The sequence below is a fragment of the Candidatus Poriferisocius sp. genome, assembly GCF_965214065.1.
GTDB lineage: Bacteria > Actinomycetota > Acidimicrobiia > Acidimicrobiales > Bin134 > Poriferisocius.
The window spans coordinates 830,625-853,026 of the sequence record NZ_CBDCAT010000027.1 but is presented as its reverse complement, the minus strand read 5'-3'; the positions used below and the strand labels follow the sequence as shown (position 1 = coordinate 853,026).

Annotated in this window: 20 protein-coding genes; 10 read left to right on the top strand and 10 right to left on the bottom strand. The window is 63.9% G+C overall.

Features of this window, described 5'->3' with window-relative positions:
- Positions 1-96 precede the first annotated feature (96 nt).
- The 4 genes from ACOOGG_RS10485 to ACOOGG_RS10470 are packed head-to-tail and all read left to right on the top strand — an operon-like array spanning position 97 to position 4,379.
- Positions 97-1,440, top strand: coding sequence for a glutamine synthetase family protein (locus ACOOGG_RS10485; RefSeq protein WP_420434974.1), 1,344 nt, complete (start codon positions 97-99; stop codon positions 1,438-1,440).
- Positions 1,424-2,695, top strand: coding sequence for a cytochrome P450 (locus tag ACOOGG_RS10480; RefSeq protein ID WP_420434972.1), 1,272 nt, complete (start codon positions 1,424-1,426; stop codon positions 2,693-2,695). Before ACOOGG_RS10485 ends, ACOOGG_RS10480 begins: the two co-directional genes overlap by 17 nt.
- Complete coding sequence (locus ACOOGG_RS10475; RefSeq protein ID WP_420434970.1) at positions 2,692-2,916, top strand: ferredoxin; 225 nt, start codon at positions 2,692-2,694, stop codon at positions 2,914-2,916. The genes ACOOGG_RS10480 and ACOOGG_RS10475 overlap by 4 nt, the downstream gene beginning before the upstream one ends.
- Positions 2,916-4,379 carry an aldehyde dehydrogenase gene (locus ACOOGG_RS10470; protein ID WP_420434968.1) on the top strand — a complete coding sequence of 488 codons (1,464 nt, stop codon included), beginning with the start codon at positions 2,916-2,918 and terminating at the stop codon, positions 4,377-4,379. The genes ACOOGG_RS10475 and ACOOGG_RS10470 overlap by 1 nt, the downstream gene beginning before the upstream one ends.
- 1 nt (position 4,380) lies before the next feature.
- On the opposite strand, the gene ACOOGG_RS10465 is transcribed toward ACOOGG_RS10470, so the two are convergent.
- Complete coding sequence (locus ACOOGG_RS10465; RefSeq protein ID WP_420434966.1) at positions 4,381-4,887, bottom strand: MarR family winged helix-turn-helix transcriptional regulator; 507 nt, start codon at positions 4,885-4,887, stop codon at positions 4,381-4,383.
- A gap of 25 nt (positions 4,888-4,912) precedes the next feature.
- On the opposite strand from ACOOGG_RS10465, the gene ACOOGG_RS10460 reads away from it, so the two are divergent.
- Positions 4,913-5,797: a fumarylacetoacetate hydrolase family protein gene (locus ACOOGG_RS10460; RefSeq protein ID WP_420434964.1), complete on the top strand. Its 885-nt coding sequence runs from the start codon at positions 4,913-4,915 to the stop codon at positions 5,795-5,797.
- A gap of 4 nt (positions 5,798-5,801) precedes the next feature.
- The gene (locus tag ACOOGG_RS10455; RefSeq protein WP_420434962.1) at positions 5,802-7,253 is read left to right on the top strand and encodes an aldehyde dehydrogenase; all 1,452 of its coding nucleotides are present in this window, start codon (positions 5,802-5,804) and stop codon (positions 7,251-7,253) included.
- 40 nt (positions 7,254-7,293) lie between these two features.
- On the opposite strand, the gene ACOOGG_RS10450 is transcribed toward ACOOGG_RS10455, so the two are convergent.
- Positions 7,294-8,133: an acyl-CoA thioesterase gene (locus ACOOGG_RS10450; protein ID WP_420434960.1), complete on the bottom strand. Its 840-nt coding sequence runs from the start codon at positions 8,131-8,133 to the stop codon at positions 7,294-7,296.
- A gap of 13 nt (positions 8,134-8,146) precedes the next feature.
- The gene (locus ACOOGG_RS10445) at positions 8,147-8,998 is read right to left on the bottom strand and encodes an SDR family oxidoreductase (RefSeq protein ID WP_420434958.1); all 852 of its coding nucleotides are present in this window, start codon (positions 8,996-8,998) and stop codon (positions 8,147-8,149) included.
- Between the two features lie 62 nt (positions 8,999-9,060).
- Here ACOOGG_RS10445 and ACOOGG_RS10440 point away from each other — a divergent pair, with 62 nt between their 5' ends.
- Both ACOOGG_RS10440 and ACOOGG_RS10435 read left to right on the top strand, forming a co-directional pair.
- Positions 9,061-10,059: a hydroxyacid dehydrogenase gene (locus tag ACOOGG_RS10440; RefSeq protein WP_420434956.1), complete on the top strand. Its 999-nt coding sequence runs from the start codon at positions 9,061-9,063 to the stop codon at positions 10,057-10,059.
- A 48-nt stretch (positions 10,060-10,107) separates the two neighbouring features.
- Positions 10,108-12,768, top strand: a complete 2,661-nt coding sequence (locus tag ACOOGG_RS10435) for a hypothetical protein (RefSeq protein WP_420434954.1) — start codon at positions 10,108-10,110, stop codon at positions 12,766-12,768.
- A gap of 15 nt (positions 12,769-12,783) precedes the next feature.
- On the opposite strand, the gene ACOOGG_RS10430 is transcribed toward ACOOGG_RS10435, so the two are convergent.
- Positions 12,784-13,149, bottom strand: coding sequence for a hypothetical protein (locus ACOOGG_RS10430; protein WP_420434952.1), 366 nt, complete (start codon positions 13,147-13,149; stop codon positions 12,784-12,786).
- Between the two features lie 131 nt (positions 13,150-13,280).
- Between ACOOGG_RS10430 and ACOOGG_RS10425 the strand changes: the two genes are divergently transcribed.
- Positions 13,281-14,108 (top strand): enoyl-CoA hydratase, encoded by an 828-nt coding sequence (locus tag ACOOGG_RS10425; protein ID WP_420434950.1) that lies wholly within the window; start codon positions 13,281-13,283, stop codon positions 14,106-14,108.
- An 83-nt stretch (positions 14,109-14,191) separates the two neighbouring features.
- Positions 14,192-15,535 (top strand): phosphomannomutase/phosphoglucomutase, encoded by a 1,344-nt coding sequence (gene manB, locus ACOOGG_RS10420; protein WP_420434948.1) that lies wholly within the window; start codon positions 14,192-14,194, stop codon positions 15,533-15,535.
- A 126-nt stretch (positions 15,536-15,661) separates the two neighbouring features.
- On the opposite strand, the gene ACOOGG_RS10415 is transcribed toward manB, so the two are convergent.
- The 6 genes from ACOOGG_RS10415 to ACOOGG_RS10390 form a co-directional block, all read right to left on the bottom strand.
- Positions 15,662-16,324: an arsenate reductase ArsC gene (locus tag ACOOGG_RS10415; protein ID WP_420434946.1), complete on the bottom strand. Its 663-nt coding sequence runs from the start codon at positions 16,322-16,324 to the stop codon at positions 15,662-15,664.
- A gap of 119 nt (positions 16,325-16,443) precedes the next feature.
- The gene (locus ACOOGG_RS10410; RefSeq protein ID WP_420434944.1) at positions 16,444-17,529 is read right to left on the bottom strand and encodes a DUF4032 domain-containing protein; all 1,086 of its coding nucleotides are present in this window, start codon (positions 17,527-17,529) and stop codon (positions 16,444-16,446) included.
- 144 nt (positions 17,530-17,673) lie between these two features.
- Positions 17,674-18,843 carry an ABC transporter ATP-binding protein gene (locus ACOOGG_RS10405; protein ID WP_420434942.1) on the bottom strand — a complete coding sequence of 390 codons (1,170 nt, stop codon included), beginning with the start codon at positions 18,841-18,843 and terminating at the stop codon, positions 17,674-17,676.
- A gap of 11 nt (positions 18,844-18,854) precedes the next feature.
- Positions 18,855-20,513, bottom strand: a complete 1,659-nt coding sequence (locus ACOOGG_RS10400; protein WP_420434940.1) for a glycoside hydrolase family 13 protein — start codon at positions 20,511-20,513, stop codon at positions 18,855-18,857.
- Positions 20,510-21,490, bottom strand: a complete 981-nt coding sequence (locus tag ACOOGG_RS10395) for a carbohydrate ABC transporter permease (protein WP_420434938.1) — start codon at positions 21,488-21,490, stop codon at positions 20,510-20,512. Before ACOOGG_RS10395 ends, ACOOGG_RS10400 begins: the two co-directional genes overlap by 4 nt.
- Positions 21,487-22,356 (bottom strand): carbohydrate ABC transporter permease, encoded by an 870-nt coding sequence (locus ACOOGG_RS10390; RefSeq protein WP_420434936.1) that lies wholly within the window; start codon positions 22,354-22,356, stop codon positions 21,487-21,489. The genes ACOOGG_RS10395 and ACOOGG_RS10390 overlap by 4 nt, the downstream gene beginning before the upstream one ends.
- Positions 22,357-22,402 lie beyond the last annotated feature (46 nt).

Genomic DNA, 22,402 nt, shown 5'->3' with positions numbered 1-22,402 from the left:
TGCGTCGGTGCGCCTTGCGAGGAACGCCGCTGCCGTCGCAATCCACGGCGCTAAACCCAAGACACACCACTAGCCCATCAGCGAGGTATTCGAATCATGGCTGAGACCACCACCATCGACGATTTCCGCACCGCCTGTGAGCAGGCGGATGTCCACACCGTCGAAGTGGCCGCGCCCGACACGATGGGCCATATCCGGGGCAAGCGGGTACCGGTGCAGCGGTTCTTCTCGACGACCGTCGAAGGCGGACTCAACATCGCCGACGCCATTTTCGCGTTCGACATGCAAAACGACCTGCCCGATCACCCCTACATCAACATGGATTCAGGCTTCCTCGACTGCCACCTCGTGCCCGACATGTCCACCGCCCGCATCTTCTCCCACCGCCCCGGCTACGCGTTGGTGTTCGCCGACACTTTCGACCCCCACGGCGAGCCCCACCCCGCCTCACCCCGAAACGTGCTGGCCAACCAGGTCGAGCGGTGCCGCCAAGCCGGGTTGGACCCGGTGGTGGCCACCGAATTGGAGTTCTACATCTGCGCCCCCGACTGGACGCCGGTGCAGAACCACATCCAGTACTCCTCGCTCACCGACGCCCTGGAGCTGGAGGATTGCGTGCGGGACATGCGCCACGGCTTGCTTGGGGCCGGCCTGGAGTTGGAATCGTCCAACCCCGAGTACGGCCCGGGCCAGATGGAGATCAACATCGGCCACGCCGACGCCATGACCTGTGCCGACAACACCGTGCTGCTCAAGAGCATCGTCAAGCAGGTAGCCGTCCAACACGGGATGCGGGCCACCTTCATGCCCAAGCTTTGGACCGAGCCGTCGGGATCGGGCATGCATATCCACACCAGCCTGTCTGAGGGCGGGGCCAACTCCTTTGCCGACTCCGACGGCATGCCCAACCAGCTCATGGGGCACTGGGTCGCCGGTCTACTCGAGCACGCTGATGCCATGACGCTTTTGGGTGCGCCCACCATAAACGGCCCCAAGCGCATCCGCCCCTATACGTTCGTACCCACCCATGTGCACTGGGGCTTGGACAACCGCTCGGTGCTGTGCCGGTGCATCTGCGAACCCGGCTCGCAGGCCAACCGGGTAGAGCACCGCTCGTCGGGCGCGGACGCCAACCCCTACCTGATGATCGCCGCCATCTTGGCCGCAGGCCTAGACGGGATCGAGCGGGCACTTCCCCTGCCGCCCATGAGCGACGGCGACATGTACGCCGACCCCGGCGACTCGCTTCCGCTGCCAGCCGATCTGGCCGGGGCCATCGCCGCCTACCGGGACAGCCCTCTGGCCGAGATGCTGGGGAAGGTGTTCTCGGATGGCTTCCTGACGTTGGCCGACCACGAGCTGGCCATGGCTCCAGAGCACTCGCCTCATCCCGACGATGTGAACGACTGGGAGCGGGCCCGTTATGCGGAGCACTGCTGAGATGGCGTATACCGCCGTGGGAGAGACGCCGAACGTCACCGATCCCAGCCTGTACCTCCAAGGAATTCCCCACGATCGATTCGCCCAGATTCGGGCCATCGATGGATTGGCCTGGCATCCCTATGAGGACAGTGGGTTTTGGGCTGTCACCCGCCATGCCGAGGCGCGTTATGTGTCCCGCAACCCCGAGCTGTTCTCGTCGGCCATCGGCCACACCAACCTGTGGGACTTGGAGGCCGATGCGCTGGAGGCCCGGCGGTCGCTCATCGACACCGACGCCCCCGACCACACCCGGCTCCGGCGCCTGGTGGCCGGCGCATTCACCCCCAAGAACATCCGGCGCTGGGAGCAGGTGGTCCGCGAGATCACCTGCGAGCTGCTGGACGAGTTCGCGGCCCAGGGCGGCGGCGACTGGGTTGCCATGGTTGCCGCACCGCTTCCCATCCAAGTGATCTTGACCATGCTCGGCGTGCCCGTGGAGGATTCCGACTACCTGGTGGAGTTGTCGAATTACCTGGTGGAGGGCACCGGCGACTCCCAGTCCATTCCCCCCGACGCATTCGGGAACACCACCGAGTTGCGTCTGCTGCCCTTCAACAGCCCGGCCAGCCACGCTCTGTTCGAGTACGGCGAGGGCATGCACCAACAGCGGCGCAACGACCCCCAGGACGATTTGGTCTCGCACTTGGTGCAGGCCGAATCTGAGGGGGAGCGCTTCTCGCTGAGCGAATACCGCAACATGTTCCACCTGCTGGTGTTCGCCGGCAACGAAACCACCCGCACCGCCCTCAGCCACGGGGCAATGGCGCTGGCCGCCAATCCCCATGAGTGGCAGCGGGTGCTCAACGACCCATCGATGGTCGAGTCGGCTACCGAGGAGATCCTGCGGTGGGCCACCCCGATTATGCACATGAGGCGTACGGCCACCACCGACACCGAGCTGGCCGGAACCGAGATCGCCGAGGGCGACAAGGTGGTGATGTGGTACGCCTCGGCGAACCGCGACGAGGCCGTGTTCGAGGATCCGTTCCGCTTCGATCTGGGCCGGACCGACAACGAGCATTTCGCGTTCGGCGGAGGCGGTCCGCATTTGTGTCTGGGGGCCTTCTTGGCCCGCCTTGAAGTGACAGTGCTGCTGGAGGAGATGGCCAAGCGGTCGATCTGCCTGGAGCAGACCTCCGAGCCGGTGCGGGCCCGGTCGAACTTCGTCCACGGCGTGCTATCGGTAGGCATGCAGCAACGGAGCGCCCGGTGAGCGGCAACTCCGTACGAGTGGCAGTCGACCAGGAGCTGTGCATCGGCGGCGGGATTTGCGAGATGCTCGAACCCGAGGTGTTCGAACTGGACGACGACGTGGTCATCTCCTCGGTCATCAGCGACGGCCTACTGCCCCGTAACCGAGCCGAAGCAGTGGTGGATCGCTGCCCAGGCCAGGCCATCGCCATCGTTGAAGAAAATCTTGACAAGGAGCTCTGATGGAAACCTACGACAACTGGATCGACGGGGGTTTCGCTCCCCCACCCAACGGCCAGCGCATGGCGACGGCCAACCCGTTCAGCGGGGAACCCTGGGCCGAGGTGGCCGACGACCCCGCCGCGGTGGACGACGCCGTCCGGGCGGCTCGGCGGGCGTTCACCGACGGCCCCTGGGCCACTATGCCCGCCACCGAGCGGGCCCGGCTTATGCGCCGCTTGGGCGAGCTGCTGAGCCGCGATGCCGAGCAGTTGGGCCAAGCTGAGACCCGGGACAACGGCAAGATCATCCGGGAGACGTCGGCCCAGGCCAAGGGCTTGCAGGGCTATTACGACTTCTTCGCCGGGATGGCCGACAAAATCGGCGGTGAGCAATTGCCCAGCCCATCGCCCAATTTTCTGGTGTACACCGAGCGCGAGCCCATCGGGGTAGTGGGAGCCATCATCCCGTGGAACTCGCCGCTGGCCCTGTTGACCTGGAAGCTCGCCCCGCTCCTGGCCGCCGGGTGCACCGTGGTAGTCAAGCCCTCCGACATCACCCCGGTCACCGCGCTGATGCTGGCCGAGCGGACAGGGGAGGCCGGGTTTCCTCCCGGAGTCGTCAACGTCGTGACCGGAGGGGCCGAGGTGGGCGCGGCCATCACCGCCCACCCTGACATCGACAAGATCACCTTCACCGGCGGCGGGGCCACCGCCAAGCACGTGGCCCGGGCGGCGGCCGACAATCTGACGCCTACAGTGCTGGAGCTGGGCGGTAAATCACCCCAAATCATCTTCGCCGACGCCGACCCCGCGGCGGTGACCAACGGGCTCTTGGCCGGGATCTTCGCGGCCAGTGGCCAGACCTGCATTGCCGGATCCAGGGCCTACGTACACCGCGACATCTTCGATGAGGTAATCGGACGGGTCGTGGATCGGGCCAATGAACTGGTGCTCGGTGATCCCTCCGATCCGGCCACCGAGATGGGCCCGGCAGCGTCCGACGCCCAGCGGGACCGGATCCTGGCCATGATCGACCAGGCCCGCAGAGAGGGGGCCACCATCGCCGCCGGCGGTGTGGTCGACCCCGAACTCGGCGGTCGGTTCGTGCGGCCCACCGTGATCACCGGCGTGACCAACCAGTCCACCATCGTCCGGGAGGAGGTTTTCGGCCCGGTTCTGGCCGTGATTGCCTTCGAAGACGAAGACGAGGTGGTCAAGCTCGCCAACGACAGCGACTACGGGCTGGCCGCCGGCATATGGACCAATGACATCCGCCGTGCCCACCGGGTGTCGAGGGCGCTCCGGGTGGGCACGGTGTGGATCAACACCTACCGCAACGTCAGCTACATGGCCCCCTTCGGCGGTTACAAGCAATCAGGCTACGGCCGCGACAACGGCCTAGAAGCCCTCGACGGCTTCCTCCAGACCAAAACCGTCTGGGTAGAGCTCACCGGCGCCACCCGCGACCCGTTTGTTATTGGCTGACCTACTCAGAGGCGTTCGTGGTTACTGCCCGCAGGAGGCGGGCCAGTTCGTGTTTTTCGGCGACGTTGAGGCCTCCGCTCATCTTGCCCTCGAAGTCGTTGAACTGGGGAAACAGATGCTCGATGGTCGAGAGTCCTGCGGGGGTCAGGGCCACTTTGACTCGGCGGCGGTCCGTCTGCATGCGGGTGCGCTCGACCCTGCCTTGCTTCTCCAGGGTGGTCACCATCCCGGTCAGGGTGCCCTTGGCCAAATCGCATTCGGCGGCCAGCTTGGCCGCTTCCATCTCCCCCCACACCCACAGCACCCACAATATGGTGAAGCCGCCCCACGACAGTCCCGCCTCGGCCAACAACTCCCGCTCAGCCCGGCGCCGCACGGCCGCGGCGGCCCGGTAGATGTTGGATATGGCCTGCATCGAGTCGAAGTCGAGGGGCTGGTCACCCAGCCGAGCCTGAATGTCTACTTCGGCATCGAGCAGACGTTCACCGGGATTGGAGTCGGTTGCCATGGGATCAATGGGTAGATTGCCAGACATGTCCGAATATCGCCGCATCCTCATGGACGGCTACCCCTGCCACGTTGAACGCATTGGCGACCGGCTCGTATCTGGCGACGGACGATCGGCAGCCATCGACGATGCCGTCCATTTGCCACCAGTGACGCCCACCAAGATCATCTGCATCCATCTGAACTACCGCAGCCGTGTAGAGGAGTTCATGACCAAACTGCCAGCCGCGCCAACCTATTTCCACAAGCCGATCACAGCCCTGACGGGCCACCAGAGTGACGTGGTGCGGCCAGAAGGCTGTCAGTGGCTGAATTACGAGGGCGAGATCGCCATTGTGATCGGCAAGACCTGCCGCAACGTGTCGCCCGCCGAGGCCGGGGACTACATCGCCGGCTACTCGGTGGCCAACGACTACGGGCTCCACGATTTCCGCGACACCGATGCCGGCTCAATGCTGCGGGTGAAGGGCAGCGACACCCTGTGCCCGGTGGGCCCCGGCCTGGTCACCGGGTGGGACTTTAGGGGCAAGCGAATCCAGACCATCGTGAACGGAGACGTCAAACAAGACGCCACCACCGATGAGATGGAATGGGACATGCACTACATCGTGGCCGACATCGCCCGCACCATCACCTTGGTGCCGGGAGACATCTTGCTGTCGGGTACGCCAGCCAATTCCCGCCCGGTGCAACCCGGCGACGTGGTCACCGTGGAAGTGGAGGGCCTGGGCGCGCTCACCAACACCATCGTGTCCGGTCCCACGCCCATCCGGGACGATGTGGGGGCGCAGCCGTCGAACTCCGAAGAGGTGCAGTCCACCGCCAAAGGCGGGGACTGGGAGTTCCGCGGCATCCGAGCACCCTTGGGTCCCGGTGCCCAGCACTACGAGTCCACCGTCGAAGAGGAATGACTCAGTGACACGCCACGACGTTGGCGGGGTCTCGGTACCAGTCGACCACCTGATCGGCGGGTCTTGGGTGTCCTCGCCCCAACGATTCGAGTCCCGGTCGCCGATGGGGTGGGAGCATTTGGCCGACGTTGCACGCGGTGACGAGGCCACGGCGGAATCCGCGGTATCCGCCGCCGTGGAGGGCTTCGAGGCCTGGAGCGCCTTCAGCGTCGAAAAGCGAGCCGATGTGCTCTGCCGGCTGGCCGACTTGATCGAGGACCATACCGATGAGATCGCCCTGGTGGAAACCCTCGATATGGGCTTTCTCCTCGAGTCGATGAAACAGCGTCTGGTGGCCCGGGGGGCCCTCAACTTCCGCACCTACGCCGACCTGATCACTGAGCACGAGAACCGCACTTGGGACGCCAAGAGCATGAGGAACCAGGTGCAGCGCATGCCCGCCGGACCAGCGGTGGTCATCACCCCCTGGAATGCCCCGTTCATGCTCAGCACGTGGAAGCTGGCCCCCGCGCTGGCCGCGGGCAACAGCGTCATCCACAAACCAGCCGAGTGGTCGCCGCTGTCGGCGGCGCTGCTGGCCGAGCTCACCATCGACGCCGGTTTTCCTCCCGGAGCGTTCAACCTTGTGCAGGGCATCGGCGAAGAGGTGGGCGCTGCGCTGGTGTCCGACCCCCGGGTGAAGCGCATCACATTCACCGGGTCACCGGAGACCGCCCGCCACATTGGTCAGGCCGCCGCGGCGAACATTGTTCCGTTCACTGCTGAGCTAGGCGGCAAGGGGCCATTCGTCGTATTTGCTGATGCCGATCTCGACGCCGCCGCCCACCGGGCGGCCTGGCAATTCGATGATTCCGGGCAAGTGTGCCTGGCCGGCACCCGGCTGCTCGTCGCCGAGGAAGTCCGGAAGGAATTCCTCGAGCGATTCCACCACCACGCCGACGCCCTAGTGCTGGGCGATCCCCGCGATCCAGCCACCGACATCGCCCCCCTGGCTCATCCCGACCACCGCGACCGGGTCCACCAGTTCGTGGAGCGGGCTCGCGCCGCAGGTGATGTGATCGTGCGGGGCGGACACCCGACCGACGGCAGCCTCCACTACGAGCCGACCCTCATCGAACCGGCCTCCAACGACAGCGAGGTGGTTCAACAAGAGATCTTCGGCCCGGTGCTCACGATGCAGACGTTTGCCGACGAGGCAGAGGCCATCGCACTGGCCAACAGCACCGATTACGGCCTGTCGGCCCAGATCTGGACCTCGTCACAATCCCGAGCCGAACGAGTAGGAGCAGCCATACGGGCCGGGCTGGTATGGGTCAACACCTTCTTGGTGCGAGACCTCACCGCCCCCTTCGGCGGCTGTGGCATCTCCGGCATCGGCCGCGAAGGCGGCGACTACGCCCTCGACTTCCACAGCGACCTCAAGACCCTGATGATCCTCGACGACACCACTCGATGAGTCCTTCATCAATATGTCGTCTATCCCGATGCGGCCCCGCTCACATGGAGCGCGAGGGGTCCATGGCGCCGGGGGCGGCTCTGGCCATGGAGTCTTGGTGGAAGGTGGCCACCAGCTGGCCCTCGGCGGCGAATACCTCGCCTTGGCCGTAGATCCGGCCGTTGGCCGCTTTGGTGCCCCGAAGCTGGACTAACAGCCACTGGGACACGTCCAGGCGGTCCAAGAAATGCAAGGTGTGGGCAATTACCCCGGTAGACAGGGTGCGATGGGCGTCTTCGATACGGATGGTGTCGCGGTGGGGGCGCATAGCCAATCCGATGATGCTGCCGCAGGTGGCCCAGCCGGCGATGCCCTGGTTGGCCGCTTGAGATCCCGCCCCTGGCTCATAGCGGTGCCAGGCCCGCTCTACCGGCACGCCATCGATTTCCGGTTCGCCGGGCACCGGACGCCATTCGGCGCCGGGGAAGACGAAGGCGAAACCGGGGTCCAGCCCGTCGGCTCCGGGCACGTCGGGCATGGCCGGTTCGTGGTGCATCAGGTCGTCGTCCACCGTGCTCATCAGGATCATGGCCCGGCTGAGCAGCTTGCCCCCCTGGGTGGCAGTCACCGTGTCGCTGGCCCACGTGCGCCCGGCCTGCATGGAGTCGACGTCCACCTCGATGGGCAGGGTGTAAGTGCCGGCCCGGGCGAAGATGGAGTGGACTGAGCGGATGTCCTTGGTCCCGCCCGCTTCCCGATCTGACGCCATCATCATCTGGGCCATGAGCTGGCCGCTGAACACCACATCGCGCCCCTCGGCCGACTCCGCCGGCTGAAAGACGTGGTAACGCTGCTCACCGACCTCGGTGAGCTCCAAGATGTCAGGCAGTTCGCCGCTCATAGGGCGCTACGGCTCACTCGTCCATCCCGAACATGGCCGGGTCGAAATCCATCATGCCGGCCATGACCTTCACGAATGGGTCGTCCCAGGCGTCCACCAGCGAGGCGTTTGTGTGGCCTAGGTCAACCAGCAAGTTGATCCCGTTGATCCCGCTGGCCGCGTCGCTGCTCAGGAACAGCAGCGTGTCGCCCATCTGCTCGGGAACCAGGGTGGGCACATCGGCGGCTTCCCGGTAGCTGGCCCCGAACCCGAGCCACAGATCGGCGTTGGCCCGTGCCAAGGGGGTGTCGGTGGGGCCGGGCATGATTGAGTTGATGCGAATGCCCCTTTGCAGGAAGGGGAATGCCTGGGCAGCCACATAGCCGTTGATGGCCTGCTTGCTGAACATGTAGCTGTCGGTGCCCTCGTTCTCATCGATCCATGCTGCGGCGGTATCCCAGTCGGGGGTGGCCAGAAAGTCCTGTACCTGCTCCAGGTTGCTCATCCAGCCCAAACCGGCTGCCGAGGAAATGAAGCTCACCGAGCCGCCTCGGCCCAGCTTGGCGCCTTTGATCAGCGCTTCGATCAGGTGGCGCTGAGATGTGAAGTTGATCAGCATGAGGTTGCCGGTTCCGTCGGCCACTCCCGCACAAGCCAGCACCGTATGAACCGGCCCTTCGATGGCCTCGACCGCCGCATCCACGCTGGACTGGTCGCCCAAGTTCACATGGATGTACTGGTCGCACTCGTAAGCCACGTCAGCAATGTCCAAAACGATGGTGTGGGCACCCAACGAGGCTGCCTTTTGGGCCGCCGCCGCCCCCATCCCGGTGGCGCCGCCCACCACCAGCACCCGCTTGCCCTCGTAGTTGACCAGATCAGCCATTGCCGCTCCCCTTTTTGGTCTTACTTGTGAATGGTCTAGCCGATATTGGGAGACTTCTTGCAATGAGCAGAGGGCAGCCCAACATCGCCATCGCCCACTGGCCGGGATTGGAGCTATTCGGCAATGCCGACCTCGACCGTTTTCGGGCGCTGGGGACTCTGTTGAATACCGAGCCCATCGGGGCTTGGGACGACCAAGCCAACGCCTTGTTAGCCGATGCCGAGGTGGTCGTCGGCCATTGGGGGTGCCCGCCTCTGGACGCGGCCATGCTGGATCGGGCCCCCCGGCTCGGTTTGTTCGCCTACGCGGCGGGAACGGTCAAGATGACCCTGACCGACGCCGTGTGGGATCGGAGCATCCGGGTGACCAGCGGGGCCAACGCCAATGCCGAGCCGGTGGCCGAGTTCACCCTGGCGGCCATCTTGTTCGCCAACAAGGGCGTGCTGTGGCGCCGTGGCCCAGCGGACTTTTCGGCCCTATCAGACATGGGCGACCGCCAATGGGGCAACTACGGCCGCACCGTCGGCATTGTCGGGGCGTCTCTAATCGGTCGCCGGGTGGTCGAGCTGCTGCGGGCCTTCCCCCACTTGAAGGTGACGCTATACGACCCCTATGTGACCTCCGAGGAGGCGGCATCGCTGGGGGTAGAAAAACTCGAGCTCGACGAGCTGTGCGCGGGGGCCGACGTGCTGTCCATCCACGCGCCGGCCCTGCCCGAGACCATGCACTTGATCGGCCCGGCCCAGCTTGCGGCATTGCCCGATGGGGCCACGGTGATCAACACCGCCCGGGGCCCGCTGATCGACCACGAGGCGCTCATGCCCCACTTGGCGTCGGGGCGGCTCCACGCCATCTTGGACGTGACCGATCCCGAGCCGCTGCCCGAAGACAGCCCGCTGCTGGATATGCCCAACGTGTGGATCAGCCCACATCTGGCCGGCAGCCAAGGCACCGAGCTGGCCCGCATGACCGACAACGTGATCGAGGAAGTCCGCCGGTGGTCGGTGCGAGAGCAGGCCCTCAACGAGGTCACCCGAGATCGACTGGCCACCATGGCATGACTGCCAACGCGAGAAACTCCACATGAGTACCATTGGCGAGCTTTCAGCATGAGCTTGGACCTCCGCATGCCCGAGCCGCCGCTGAGCGGGACCACCAACGCCGGAGAACTGGCCAACCGCTTGGTGTCGACGACGGCCGAGAAGATGGCCGAGTTCGAGCAGAACGCCGCTCCCGGCTTCAAGCTGCCCAGCCTGTACGCCGGGCATCCGGTGCTGGACGACACCACCGCCGACTTGCTGTACGTGCTGGGTTTGCTCGTCGAATGCGGGGTAGACGAAGTCGCCGGCTGCGACCTGCAGGATCGAATCCCCCCGCTCGTCGCCTCGCTCGACCCTTCCGCAGTCGAGGGCTTCTATAGCTATCGGGTCGGGGAAACCGTCTTGCGGCTGGGCGGGCTCGATGCGCTGCCTGCTGAGCTGCACCACACCGTGCTCGACGCCGTGCACTCCAAGGAGATCATCGCCCGGCTCGACGACACCGACGCCATCCCTCCCAACTTCGCGGTGGTGGCCGCCCGATGTCTGCGGGCCCTGGCTCGCCTCCGGGGAGACGACGAGCCTGCCGAGCTTTCTCGGCTGCTGGAGCGGGTGCGTTCGATGTTCACCAGCCCCACCGGATGGCTCAACGACGGCATGGGCGACTGGGTCCACTACGACATCTACACCCCCGACATGTACCTGTTCGCCGAACCCCTAGTGGACCTACTCGGACCGAGGTGGGCCGACGGACTGTCCCTGGTGCTTCGCGATCTCGACGAAGTGGCCCAGCCGGGCGGGACCATCGTGTGGGGACGCTCCATCGGCGCGCTGGGCATGGCCATCACCATCGAGTTGGCCGCCATCGCGGCGGGGCGTGACCTAAGAGCCCCTCAAGACCGCTGGCTGGCCCGGGCCGACGCCACGCTCGACGATCTGCTGGAGTGGTTTCCCGGTGGCGTCATCGCCGCCCACCAATACAGGGCAGCCATGTTCTACCGAGGCCCAGCCCGACGGCTTCAGATGACCTTGGACATCTACGGAAAGCTCCTGTTGTCCGCACTGGAACTGCGGCGCAGACCAGAGATAGTCGGCGCGCCGTCCACCGATGCCTTCCTGCCCGCAGAGCGCTTCGTCCGATTCGACGATTCCGAGCGAGCCACAGTGTGGTCGTATCGCTCAAAGTCGCTGTCGTTCGCTCTGCCTACCGTTTTCGGCTTCTCGGCCGACTACGCCCCTTCGCCCCGGGGTCCTGTTCTGTTGGAGCAGCCCACGAGCGGCCATCCGGTAATGCTGCCGGTGATCACGCCGCGAGGCCGAGACGACATGGCTGGTACCAGCTATGCGCCCCTCGTGCCCGCAGGTTTGCCCACCTCGGTGGAGCACTCCCCGGGGACGGTCACCACCATCCACAACGGCTGGGCTCCAGCGGGCAGCAGCGAGGCAACCGTTGCCGGAACCAGAACGGCCACCTACCAGGTGAAGGGCCGTTCGCTGGTGGTGTCCGAGCAACTTCGTTTCGACGATCCCAATGGTCTGCCGGGGCCGCTCACCATCTCGGTGGCTGAATCAGAGTCTCGCCCCATTGATGTGGAGATCGACTCGGGCCCGCTCCAGGTCGTCGACACCGCCGGTATCGCCGAATGGCGCAGCTTCTGGGGTGAGCTGCCCCGGGTATACCAGGCTGAGCTAGAGCCCGCCGCGGCAGTGAACTTCACCTGGAAGATCACCCCCCGCCTGCGGGTGGCCAGCACCATCCACGGCCACCCCTACGACCGGTCGCTGTATGACCCGCTCGCCAACCGGGTGGTGGCCACCGGCGCGGGCATTCCCGACGACAAGCTGGTGCGGAGACTGCGTGACATAGATGTCTTGCACATGGCCTGGCCCGAGTGGTGGAGCGGCGTCGACCCCCAGCGCACCGCCGAGGTGCTGGCCCAGGTCAAGGCCACCGGCACGGCAATCGTGTGGACCCAGCACAACCTTCTTCCCCACTTCTTCAAGACCGACGAGGCGGCGGCCAGCTACCAGCTTTGGGCCGAGGCGGCCGACGCGGTCATCCACCACAGCGCAGTAGGTCGGGATGTGGCCCTGGCTACCTACAACTACGGCAGTCACACCGAGCACCAGGTAATCCCCCACGGCCACTGGGGTCGCGAGTATGTGGCCGTGGCCAACACGACCCGAGAGGACGTGGAGCTGTCCGAGGGCTGGGCGCCGTGCGGTCTGCGGGTGGCGGTCATCGGCACCCCCCGGGTGGAAAAGGACCTCCAGCTGGTGGTGGACGCGGTAGCCGCCTGCCGCCGGGACGACATCCAACTCGTCATCCGGGTGGACCTGTCGGTGGCCGTGCCCGACGACCCTCGGATTATTGCCGAGCACGGCCATCTCGACTTCAATCAGTACCTGCGGCGCATGAAGGCTTTCGACGCGGTGATCCTCCCGTTCGCCCCGTCTGGGATGCTCACCACCGGCACGGCGTTCGACTGCCTGGGGGCGGGCGTGCCCGCCATCACCAGCGACTGGGACTTTTTCGACGAGACCTTTGAAGGGGCTGATATCCGCTATGGCTCCACCGTCGAAGACCTCACCCGCTGCCTCGACGAGCTCGCTCCCAAAAACTTGGAACGCTCCCGCCAAGCCCTGATCGAACGCCGCCCAGCCTTCGACTGGGAACCCATCGCTGATAGGACCTTGGCCGTACTCGAAGCCGCTGCCCTCCGCTACGCGTGATGGCCTAGTGGTCCATCACACCACAGCGGGCACAATCAGAGCGGCCCACGTGGTGAGCATGAACCCCGCCAAAGTCGTCAGATACATGCGGGTCTGTTTGGCCAGCGCCGAGTTGAGTTCCGACTTGACCTCCCCCTTGAACTCGGCGAACTCGCTCCGCATCTCCCCCTTGAACTCGGCGAACTCGCTCCGCATCTCCCCCTTGAACTCCGCGAACTCGCCTCGGAGGGAGGATTCCAAGACCTTGAGGTCGTCCTTTGTGGCCAGTTGGTCTCGTCCCTCAGGGATGATGCATTGCATGAGCTTCTCGGTTGCCTCTTTGCCGATGGCCAAGACCAGCCGGTTAGCCAACTCCGTGCGCTCTACCTCGGTGAGTGCCATTTGGTTCCCTTCGTCGTCTATTCGATTCTGAGGGGAACCCTTTATGCTCTGGGGCGATGCCGGTTCCGACTGCTTTTTTCACCATACAAGTGGTTACTGGCTGAAGCAACCAATTCCAACAAGGACCCTCCATGGACGAGTTCAAATTCGTTGAGTACGAGACCGCCGACGCGGTGGCCACCATCACGCTGGCCCGGCCCGAGAAGGCCAACGCCCAGAACGAGCGCATGCTCGATGAGCTGCACCACCATTTTCTGGCCGCCGAATACGACGACGACGTGAAGGTCATCGTGTTGCGAGGCGAGGGCAAGCACTTCTCCGCGGGCCATGATTTGGGCGGCGGCGACCCCGATCCCGACGCGGTGTCACTGAACGAACCCGACGGAAGCTGGCAGCTCAACAAGATCTACCGCTGGGAGGCCCGCAAGTACCTGGGCTACTCCTGGCACTGGCGCAACATCCCCAAGCCGACCCTCGGCGCCATACAGGGCAAGGCCATAGCCGGGGCCCTGAATCTGATCTGGCCCCTGGATTTGCTGGTGGTGGCCGACGACGTGGAGTTCTCCGACCCGGTGGTGCTTATGGCCATCGGGGGGGTGGAATACCACGGCCACACCTGGGAGCTGGGTGCCCGCCGGGCCAAGGATCTGCTCTTCACCCAGCGCACACTTGGGGCCGAAGAGGCCGTGCAGATCGGGGTGGCCCGCGAGGTGGTGGCCCGCGACCAGCTTTGGGAGCGCACCCACGAGCTGGCCGCCCAGATCGCCAAGAACAACGCCTTCGGCCTGGCCCAGGCCAAGCGAGCGGTGAACCAGACCCTCGATGTGCAGGGCTACTACACCGCCCTCCAATCAGTTTTCGACGTGCATCACACCGGCCACGGCAACGCCATCAGCGTCAGCGGCTATCCCATCTTGATGCAACTCGATGAGATGAAGCAGAACTTAAAGAAGCAGTAAGGGCGCTGAATGTCTCGATACCTCAACAAGCAATAGCCGCCTGATGCCGTCAATCCCCCACCTGCACTAGCCCGCACTCCGGCATGGCCACCGACTACGACGCCATCTTCAAGGCCTACGACGTGCGGGGCACGGTGGGCGACCAGATCGACGCTGATGGGGCCCGGGCCATCGGCGGGGCGTTCGCCCGGTTCACGGCCGCGTCGGGAGCGAGGGCGGTCCTGGTCGGGCGGGACATGCGCCCTGAGGGCGAGGAGTTCGCTGCCGCTTTCGGCGACGGGGCAATAGACCACGGGGTAGACGTGGTGGACGTGGGTCTGTGCGCCACCGACATGCTCTACTACGCCTCGGGAACGCTCAACCTGCCCGGCGCGGTGTTCACCGCCTCCCACAATCCCGCGGGCTACAACGGGATCAAGATGTGCGGCACCGGGGCCGCGCCGATAAGCGCTGACTCCGGGCTCGGGGCCATCAAGGCCATGGCCATCGCCGGCCCCGACCCAGCGGCGGCCAAGGGCATCCGCACCACCCGCAACCTGCTGAGCGGCTACGTCGACCACGTGCGCTCGTTCGTAGACCTGGATGCACTGTCCCCGCTGCTGGTGGTGGCCGACACCGCCAACGGCATGGGCGGCCTGGTGGTGCCCGCGGTATTCGACGGGCTGCCCTTAGTGCTCGACCACTTGTATCCCGAGCTGGACGGCACCTTCCCCAACCATCCGGCCGACCCCCTCCAATCCGAGAACCTGCGGGACTTACAAGACCGGGTGTTGGCAGTGGGCGCCGACATCGGGTTGGCCTTCGATGGTGACGCCGACCGGGTGTTCCTGGTGGACGAGACGGCCCGGCCGGTGTCGGGGTCGCTAACCACCGCCATTATCGCCCGCTCGATCCTGGCCCGCGATCCCGGCGCCACGGTGATCCACAACCTGATCTGCTCCCGAACGGTTCCCGAGGTGATCGCCGAGGGGCACGGAACGGCAGTACGCACCCGGGTGGGCCACTCCTACATAAAGCAGGCCATGGCCGAGACCGGGGCAGTATTCGGCGGCGAGCACTCCGGCCACTACTACTTCCGGGACAATTTCCGAGCCGACAGCGGACTGATCGCCGCCCTAGTGGTGTTGGAGGCCATCAGCCGCCACCCGTCCGGGCTCGCCGACCTGGTGTCCGATCTCGACCGCTATGCCGCCTCGGGCGAGCTCAACACTGTGGTGGAAGATGCCGCCGCGGTGATCGAACGAGTGGCCACGGCCTACGCCGATGCTGATCAAGACCGCCTCGACGGCCTCACCGTGAACCTGGGCGACTGGTGGTTCAACCTGCGCCCCTCCAACACCGAGCCCCTTCTGCGGCTGAACCTGGAAGCCCCCACTCCCGACGAAGTGCAAGAAAGAGTGGCCGAAGTCCAGGCTCTAATCGACTGAAAGCAATGGCGAAGTCGCAGCCGGGGAGAGGATTGCCCCCCTCCCGACCTCCTCTCCCCGGCTCGACCGTAATTTAGACGCTGAGGAGAAATCCCGCACGGCGGCTCGGCGGGCTATGGGCGGCGGCTACGAAACTGGGGTCAGCTCCAAGGAGACCAGCAAGGCCTCGACGCGACCCCTGATGTCGTCTCTAATTGGGCGGACTGCCTCAATGGACTGTCCGGAGGGGTCGTCCAATTCCCAGTCCTCGTAGCGCTTGCCGGGGTAAATGGGGCAGGCGTCGCCACAGCCCATACTCACGATCACGTCGGCGGCCCGGGAGATCTCGTCAGCCCACGGTTTGGGGTACTCCTGGGAAACGTCGATGCCCTCCTCAGCCATAGCCGCCACAACCACCTTGTTGGTGCCGAAACCCGGGGCGGACCCGCCGGTGAACACGTCCACCCGGTCACCGGCAAAGTGTCGGAGGTAGCCGGCTGCCATCTGCAAGCGCCCTGCATTGTGGACGCACAAAAACAGCACGCCGGGCCGGTCCAGGGTGCCCACCTCCAAACGGGACAGAGCAATAAGGCGGTCGTGGGTGAAGCGCTCGATCAGCACCGGCATCCAGGCGGCGAACTTGGCCCGGCTATCAAGTCGGGTCAGCGAGTCGATGATGTGCCGCTCGACGGTCTCGGCGTTGAACGTGCCCTCGAACTTGGCCTCAAGCCGCTGGGCAGCCTGCTTGATCAACAAGATCTCTTCAGTGGTCAGCTTGACCTGCGGCTCCATAGGGACTTCCTCATCCATCTCCCTATTGTCCTTCAATGGCCTAAAACCCGAATAAAGCCAAGGTGAACGGCCCCTAATGCGACAATGAACTTCCTTGCTGGGGAAGACAACGAAAATGAACCGGGTTTGACCAAGGATTAGTCCTGTTCGAGAAGAGACCGCTCTTCAAGGGAGGACGGCAGCGCCTCATATGCGTAGTCCGCCGCGGCGGCCTCCATGCTGACGTCAGCCTGGAACACCGATTGGAGAGCGTCACGGTGGAGGAGGATCTCGTGAAACAGCTCACCACGGGAGCGGCGATCGCGAAGGTCCTGTGGGATGGCGTCTATGGTTGGTTCGAAGATCTCGTTGAGCCACCGATAGGCAACCACTGCCTCCGGCAGCTCACATCCGTCTCGTCTGGCCAGCCATGCGCCGTAGGATCGAACGTCATTCAGCATTCGCCGCGCCTGATTCTCAAGGAGTCGGAGACCGGTGAGGCGCTCGAGTTCCCGAGCGTGATGTCCTGCTTCGACGACAGCAGGCCGAAATCGAATTTGCGATCCGTCCTTTCCCGTTGTGATCGACACCTCAGTGGTGTCGAATCCAAGCTCGTTCAAACGAGCCAGGCGAGCGTCGATAAGATGACGTTGGGCAACCTCCACTGACTGCTCTGCGGTGAGTTCCTCCCAAAGCTGCCCGTACCTGCTAGCGAGGTTCTCCACTAACTCCGTCGGATCGATGTCAGATGGCAACCGGCCCGAAGCTTCAAGATCCAGCAAACCCCCGAAAATGTTCATCTGCGCAATGTCCAGGTCGAGTTCCCGTTGCCCTGGCGACAGCTGATCGTGTAGTTCCCCGGTTTCGGTGTCCACTACCCAAGCGGCCAGCGCCCCGGCGTCGCGCCGAAACAGGATGTTGGACAAAGAGCAGTCTCCCCAAAAGAACCCGACGAGATGGAGCTGCGCCAACAGCACTGCGATTGAGTCGACTATCGATTCACGCAAACTGGATATGCCTGATCTGGTAAACAGGAATCGAAAAGGCAGGCTGAACTCCAAGTGCCGTGTGATGAGGATGTCTTCAAGGTCATCACCGCGTTCCGAGATGACTCCGAGCACTTCCACCACTGGCACGCCCTCTTCGGCAAGGTGGCGCAGCAGCGCGAATTCCCGATCGGCTAGACGCCCGGGCAATTCCTTAAGGGCAAAGAGACCCTGCTCCGACTCGAAGAAGCGGACCACGTGGCGATGAATGCCAATTGGAAACTCGACCAGTCCAGGATGGGTCCACTCAGCAAGCGGCTGACGGAGTGGCAGTTCAAGGTAGTCGGGCAGGGGGTCGTGCGTTGTTATTAGCTGAAGCCGCACGAATTCCCCGCGTGAGGATCAGTCCCAGATCGCAAGGCGTGTAGAGGGGTCGAAAAAGCTTATGCGCTCGGCGTGGACGGCGACCTTGGCAGAATCTCGCAGGCGGATTCGACTCCTCGGATTGAACCTTCCCACAACCACCGCTGTGTCGCCGAGCTCGGCTACCGCGTCGGGGTCGCCGGAATCTACTGGGGCAGCATCGATACCGAAATGGACCAGGATCTCTGCTCCGAGCGCTTCGACAAGGCTGACCTCGCCGCTGATGCACTGATCTTCGGGCCGTTCATCGAGCGAGGCATCCTCCATGTCCTCGGGGCGTATGCCGTAGATCAGCGACTTCCCGTCATAGCCAGCAAGCGCTGGCCTTGAGGCAAGAACCTCGGAGGGGATAGACAACGTTTGGGAGCCAAGAGTCAACTTGCCCTGCTGGCTGCCGCCGTCAAGGTTCAAAGTGCCCTCGAACAAGTTCATCGAAGGCGAGCCTATGAACGCGGCAACGAACACGTTCTGGGGCCGGTCATATAGATTCTGGGGGGTATCCACTTGCTGGAGGAATCCGTCCTTCAGCACCGCAACCCGGTCTCCCATGGTCATCGCCTCCACCTGGTCGTGGGTCACGTAGACCGTGGTTACGCCGAGTTCGCGTTGCAAGCTGGCAATCTCAGCACGCATTTGAACCCGGAGCTTGGCGTCGAGGTTTGATAGCGGCTCGTCCATCAGAAATGCCGCTGGCTGCCTCACGATGGCCCGGCCCATAGCAACCCGCTGACGCTGGCCACCTGAGAGCTGGGCGGGCTTGCGGTCAAGCTGTTCTTCTAGCTCAAGAATTCGGGCTGCCTCGCGGATGCGGCGGTCGGTCTCGGCCTTAGGCGTCTTGGCCAACTTGAGCGCAAAGCCGATGTTGTCGTACACCGACATGTGCGGGTACAGCGCATAGTTCTGAAAGACCATTGCGATGTCGCGATCTTTCGGCTCCACATCGTTGACAACGCGGTCGCCAATGCGCATCTCCCCTTCGGTGATCTCCTCGAGTCCGGCAACCATGCGCAACGCAGTGGACTTTCCGCACCCCGATGGCCCGACCAGAACCAAGAACTCGGTATCGGCAATGTCGAGGTCGAGGTCGTGAATGGCATGGAACCCGTTGGGATAGATCTTGTTGATCTTGTCGAGCGTGATGGTGGCCATATTCGGGTCTCCTAGTCGGTCGAACTTGCTGTACTTGGTGCCAGAGAAATCCAGGCGGCCGCATCGGGTGGAAGCTCACCGCCCTTGAGCGGTGCAGACGTCAAGATCACTTCTCCGACGGGCAAAGGCAGGTCGGCTGACCCCATGTTGACGACGCAGGTCATCCTGGACCCCTTGCGATAGGAGAGCGTGTCTGCCCCCAGGTCGATCATCTCGAATTCTTCATCGGCCGTGAGCCATTCTCCGCGAAGGGCCAGGGCCCGGCGGTACAGCGTCAGGATTGACTCTGCGTCCTCTGCTTGACTGCTGGCAGCCAAACCGACGAATGCTGCTGGCTGCGGCAGCCACGGCTCAGCGGTGCTGAATCCCAGGGCTGGCCCTTCCAACGACCAGGGCAGCGGAACTCGACATCCGTCTCGGCCCCGCACTTTGCGGTCGGATCGCTCCCAAGTGGGGTCTTCCAGCACCGATTCGGGAAGATCCCATACCTCGGGAAGCCCAAGTTCCTCGCCTTGGTATAGGTAGACCGACCCGGGAAGCGAGAGCGTGATGAGCGCGGCCGCTCTCGCCCGACGAAGCCCCGCGGCGACATCGAGAGCTTCATGGGGTCCTTCCGTTGGCCATCGGTGCCAGTCGGTGCCCCGGGGCAGGCCATAGCGGGTGCTGTGGCGCATCACATCGTGGTTAGACAGGACCCAGGTTGGGCTGGCCCCGACTTTGCGGGCTCGCTGATACGACTCCGCGATAACTCGAGCCATTTCATTTGCGTCCCACTCCGCCGCAAGAAAGTCCCAGTTGAATGATTGATGGAATTCGTCATCTCGGATGTATAAGGGCAGTCGGTCGGGGTGAACCCACGCCTCGGCGACCATCATCCGGTCGCTATAGGCATTGAGAATCGAGCGCCAGCGACGGTAGATCTCGTGAACTTCGTCGCGGTCCCAGAAGGGGTGACCGAGTTGCTGCCGGGGAACCGACAGATCGCCAACTTCTGCGATGTCCGGGTAGGAGGGATCCTTGAACAGGCCGTGGGCCACGTCCACTCTGAAACCATCGACCCCGCGGTCCAGCCAGAATCGGAGAATCGACTCGAACTCCCTGAGTACTTCCGGGTTCTCCCAATTGAGGTCGGGCTGGCTGACGTCGAAGAGGTGCAGGTACCACTGGCCGTCGGCCATCTGCTGCCAGGCCGGACCGCCGAAAACGGAGAGCCAGTTACTTGGCGGCTCCGATGCGTTCGGACCCCGGCCGTCGTGAATGTGATAGCGATCTCGCGAAGGGTGACCCGGAGGTGAAGCCAGCGCCTCTTGGAACCACTTGTGCAGATTCGACGTGTGGTTGGGGACGATGTCGATGAGCACCTTGATTCCGTAGCCATGTGCTTCGTCCACCAGCAGATCAGCCTCGTCCAGCGTGCCGAACACCGGATCGATGTCGCAAAAGTCGACGACGTCGTAGCCTCCGTCGTGCAACGGTGACGGATACCACGGGTTGATCCAGATAGCGTCCACGCCCAACTCGGCTAGGTACGGCAGCCGGGCTCGGAGTCCTGCTATGTCGCCGATACCGTCGCCATTTCCGTCAGCGAATGACCGAATGTAGATCTGGTAGACGACAGCCGACCGCCACCACGCGTTCCTATCGTTCACTGGCTCAGGTGCGTCACTCATCCCTTCACAGCTCCAGCTAGCAGACCGCGCACGAAATATCGCTGGAGCGCGAAGAAAACGGCAACCGGCACGATCATCGAGATCATGCCCGCGGCGGTCAGCAGGTGATACGACTGCCCGCGTGTCCCCGTCAACGTTGCCAGTTGGCGGACGATTGGGGCGTTTTCGCGTCCGGCGAAGATCAAGGCGATCAGGTAGTCATTCCAGATCCACATGAACTGGAAGATGGACACAGATGCCACTGCAGGCACCGAAAGGGGCACGACAAGGCGGAGGAAAATCGTCAGGTGTCCCGCACCATCAACACGGGCTGCCTCGAAGATGTCCCTGGGCAGGGCGGCGACGAAGTTCCTCAAAATGAATACCACCAGTGGTAGCCCGAATGCGGTGTGGGCTAGCCACACACCGTAGACCTCGCCCGTCAGGTCCAGGTCGGGGAAGATGGTCACGCTGCCGATATGGGCACCACCGGAGAACAACTGGAGCATGGGAATCAGCGCCATTTGCAGCGGGACCATGAGCAGCCCCACTATGCCGACAAAGATCCAGTCTCGGCCCCTGAACTTTATCCACGACAAGGCGTACGCGGCCATCAGCCCGAGGCCTACCGACAAGATGACCGAAGGGACGGTGATTCTCACCGAATTCAAAAAGAACGTCCAAAGGTCATCTTGGCCTGGGCCCGACGACAGGACGCTGCGATAGTTGTCGAGCGTGAGGCTCGGATCGGCGAACCAGTTCCACCAGCCCGAGGTCTTGACGTCAATCTCCGGTCGGAACGACGAGATGAAGATTCCAAACGTGGGGATGGTCCAGAGGAATACCAGCAGATAAACCAAAATCCGACCCGGCCTGCTGCTCAGGGTTGCCGCTGCTGAGCGGCCCAGAGAGGCTTCGTGGCGCTTCTTGGTCCGGCGGTTGCGCAGGCCTTCGCCAATCGAGGGCTTGAGCGCTGTCAATTGCTTCGTCACGCTCATCCGCCCATCATCTCCTCGGCCCTAGCCTGCGCCCGGCGGTTCAAGATCATCACCGGAATCACCAGAATGAAGATCAGCACGGCGAGGGTGGCACCCACCCCGCTTCGTCCTTGCACGAATCGGACCACGTAGAACTCGTTGGCGATGGTGCTGGTGCCGAACCGCCCGCCAGTAGTTGCCGCCACGATGTCGAACGCCTTGAGCCCGGCAACTGTTGTGAGGGTGGCCACGGTCACGATCGTCGAACGGATATAGGGCAGCGTCACTCGGCGGAACGTCTGCTGGTCGGTAGCCCCGTCCACCTTGGCCGCTTCGATCAGCGAGTCGGGCACCCCTTTGATGGCGGCCGAGAAGATGACGGTGGAGATGCCAGCTTGGGCCCAGATGAACACCACGATCAGGAGGAAGGTGTTTACACCTGGTGCAGAGTCCGGCGGGTCGACTCCTCCAAATCCTCTTTCTAGAAGCCACAGCCGGTCGCCACCACCTCCCCAGCTGTCGGGCAATCCGGGAATGCCCTCAGTAACCGCGTTGAGCAACCCCACGTCGAACGGCGGCCCGGCATAAACAAATCCCCAAATCAGCCCGGTACCGACCAGGGAAATGGCACCAGGCAAGAAAATGGCCGACTTCGCGGCGCTCTCAATCCGCATGCCGTCGGCGAAGCGGGCCATGGCCAGACCCACTGCCACGGTGGCGATGGTGCCAATCAACACCCAAGTGAGACTGTTGAAAACCGTGAGCCGAGTCCCGGTGGTTGTAAAGACATCGGCGTAGTTCTCGAAACCAACGAACTTCTCACCGCTGTCATCGAGGAGGCTCAGGTAGATGGTTCTGATTGCGGGCACGAGCAGCCCGATCGTCACGGCGACCGCGGTGGGGAAAAGGAAGACCCATGCACGAGCCCCTTCT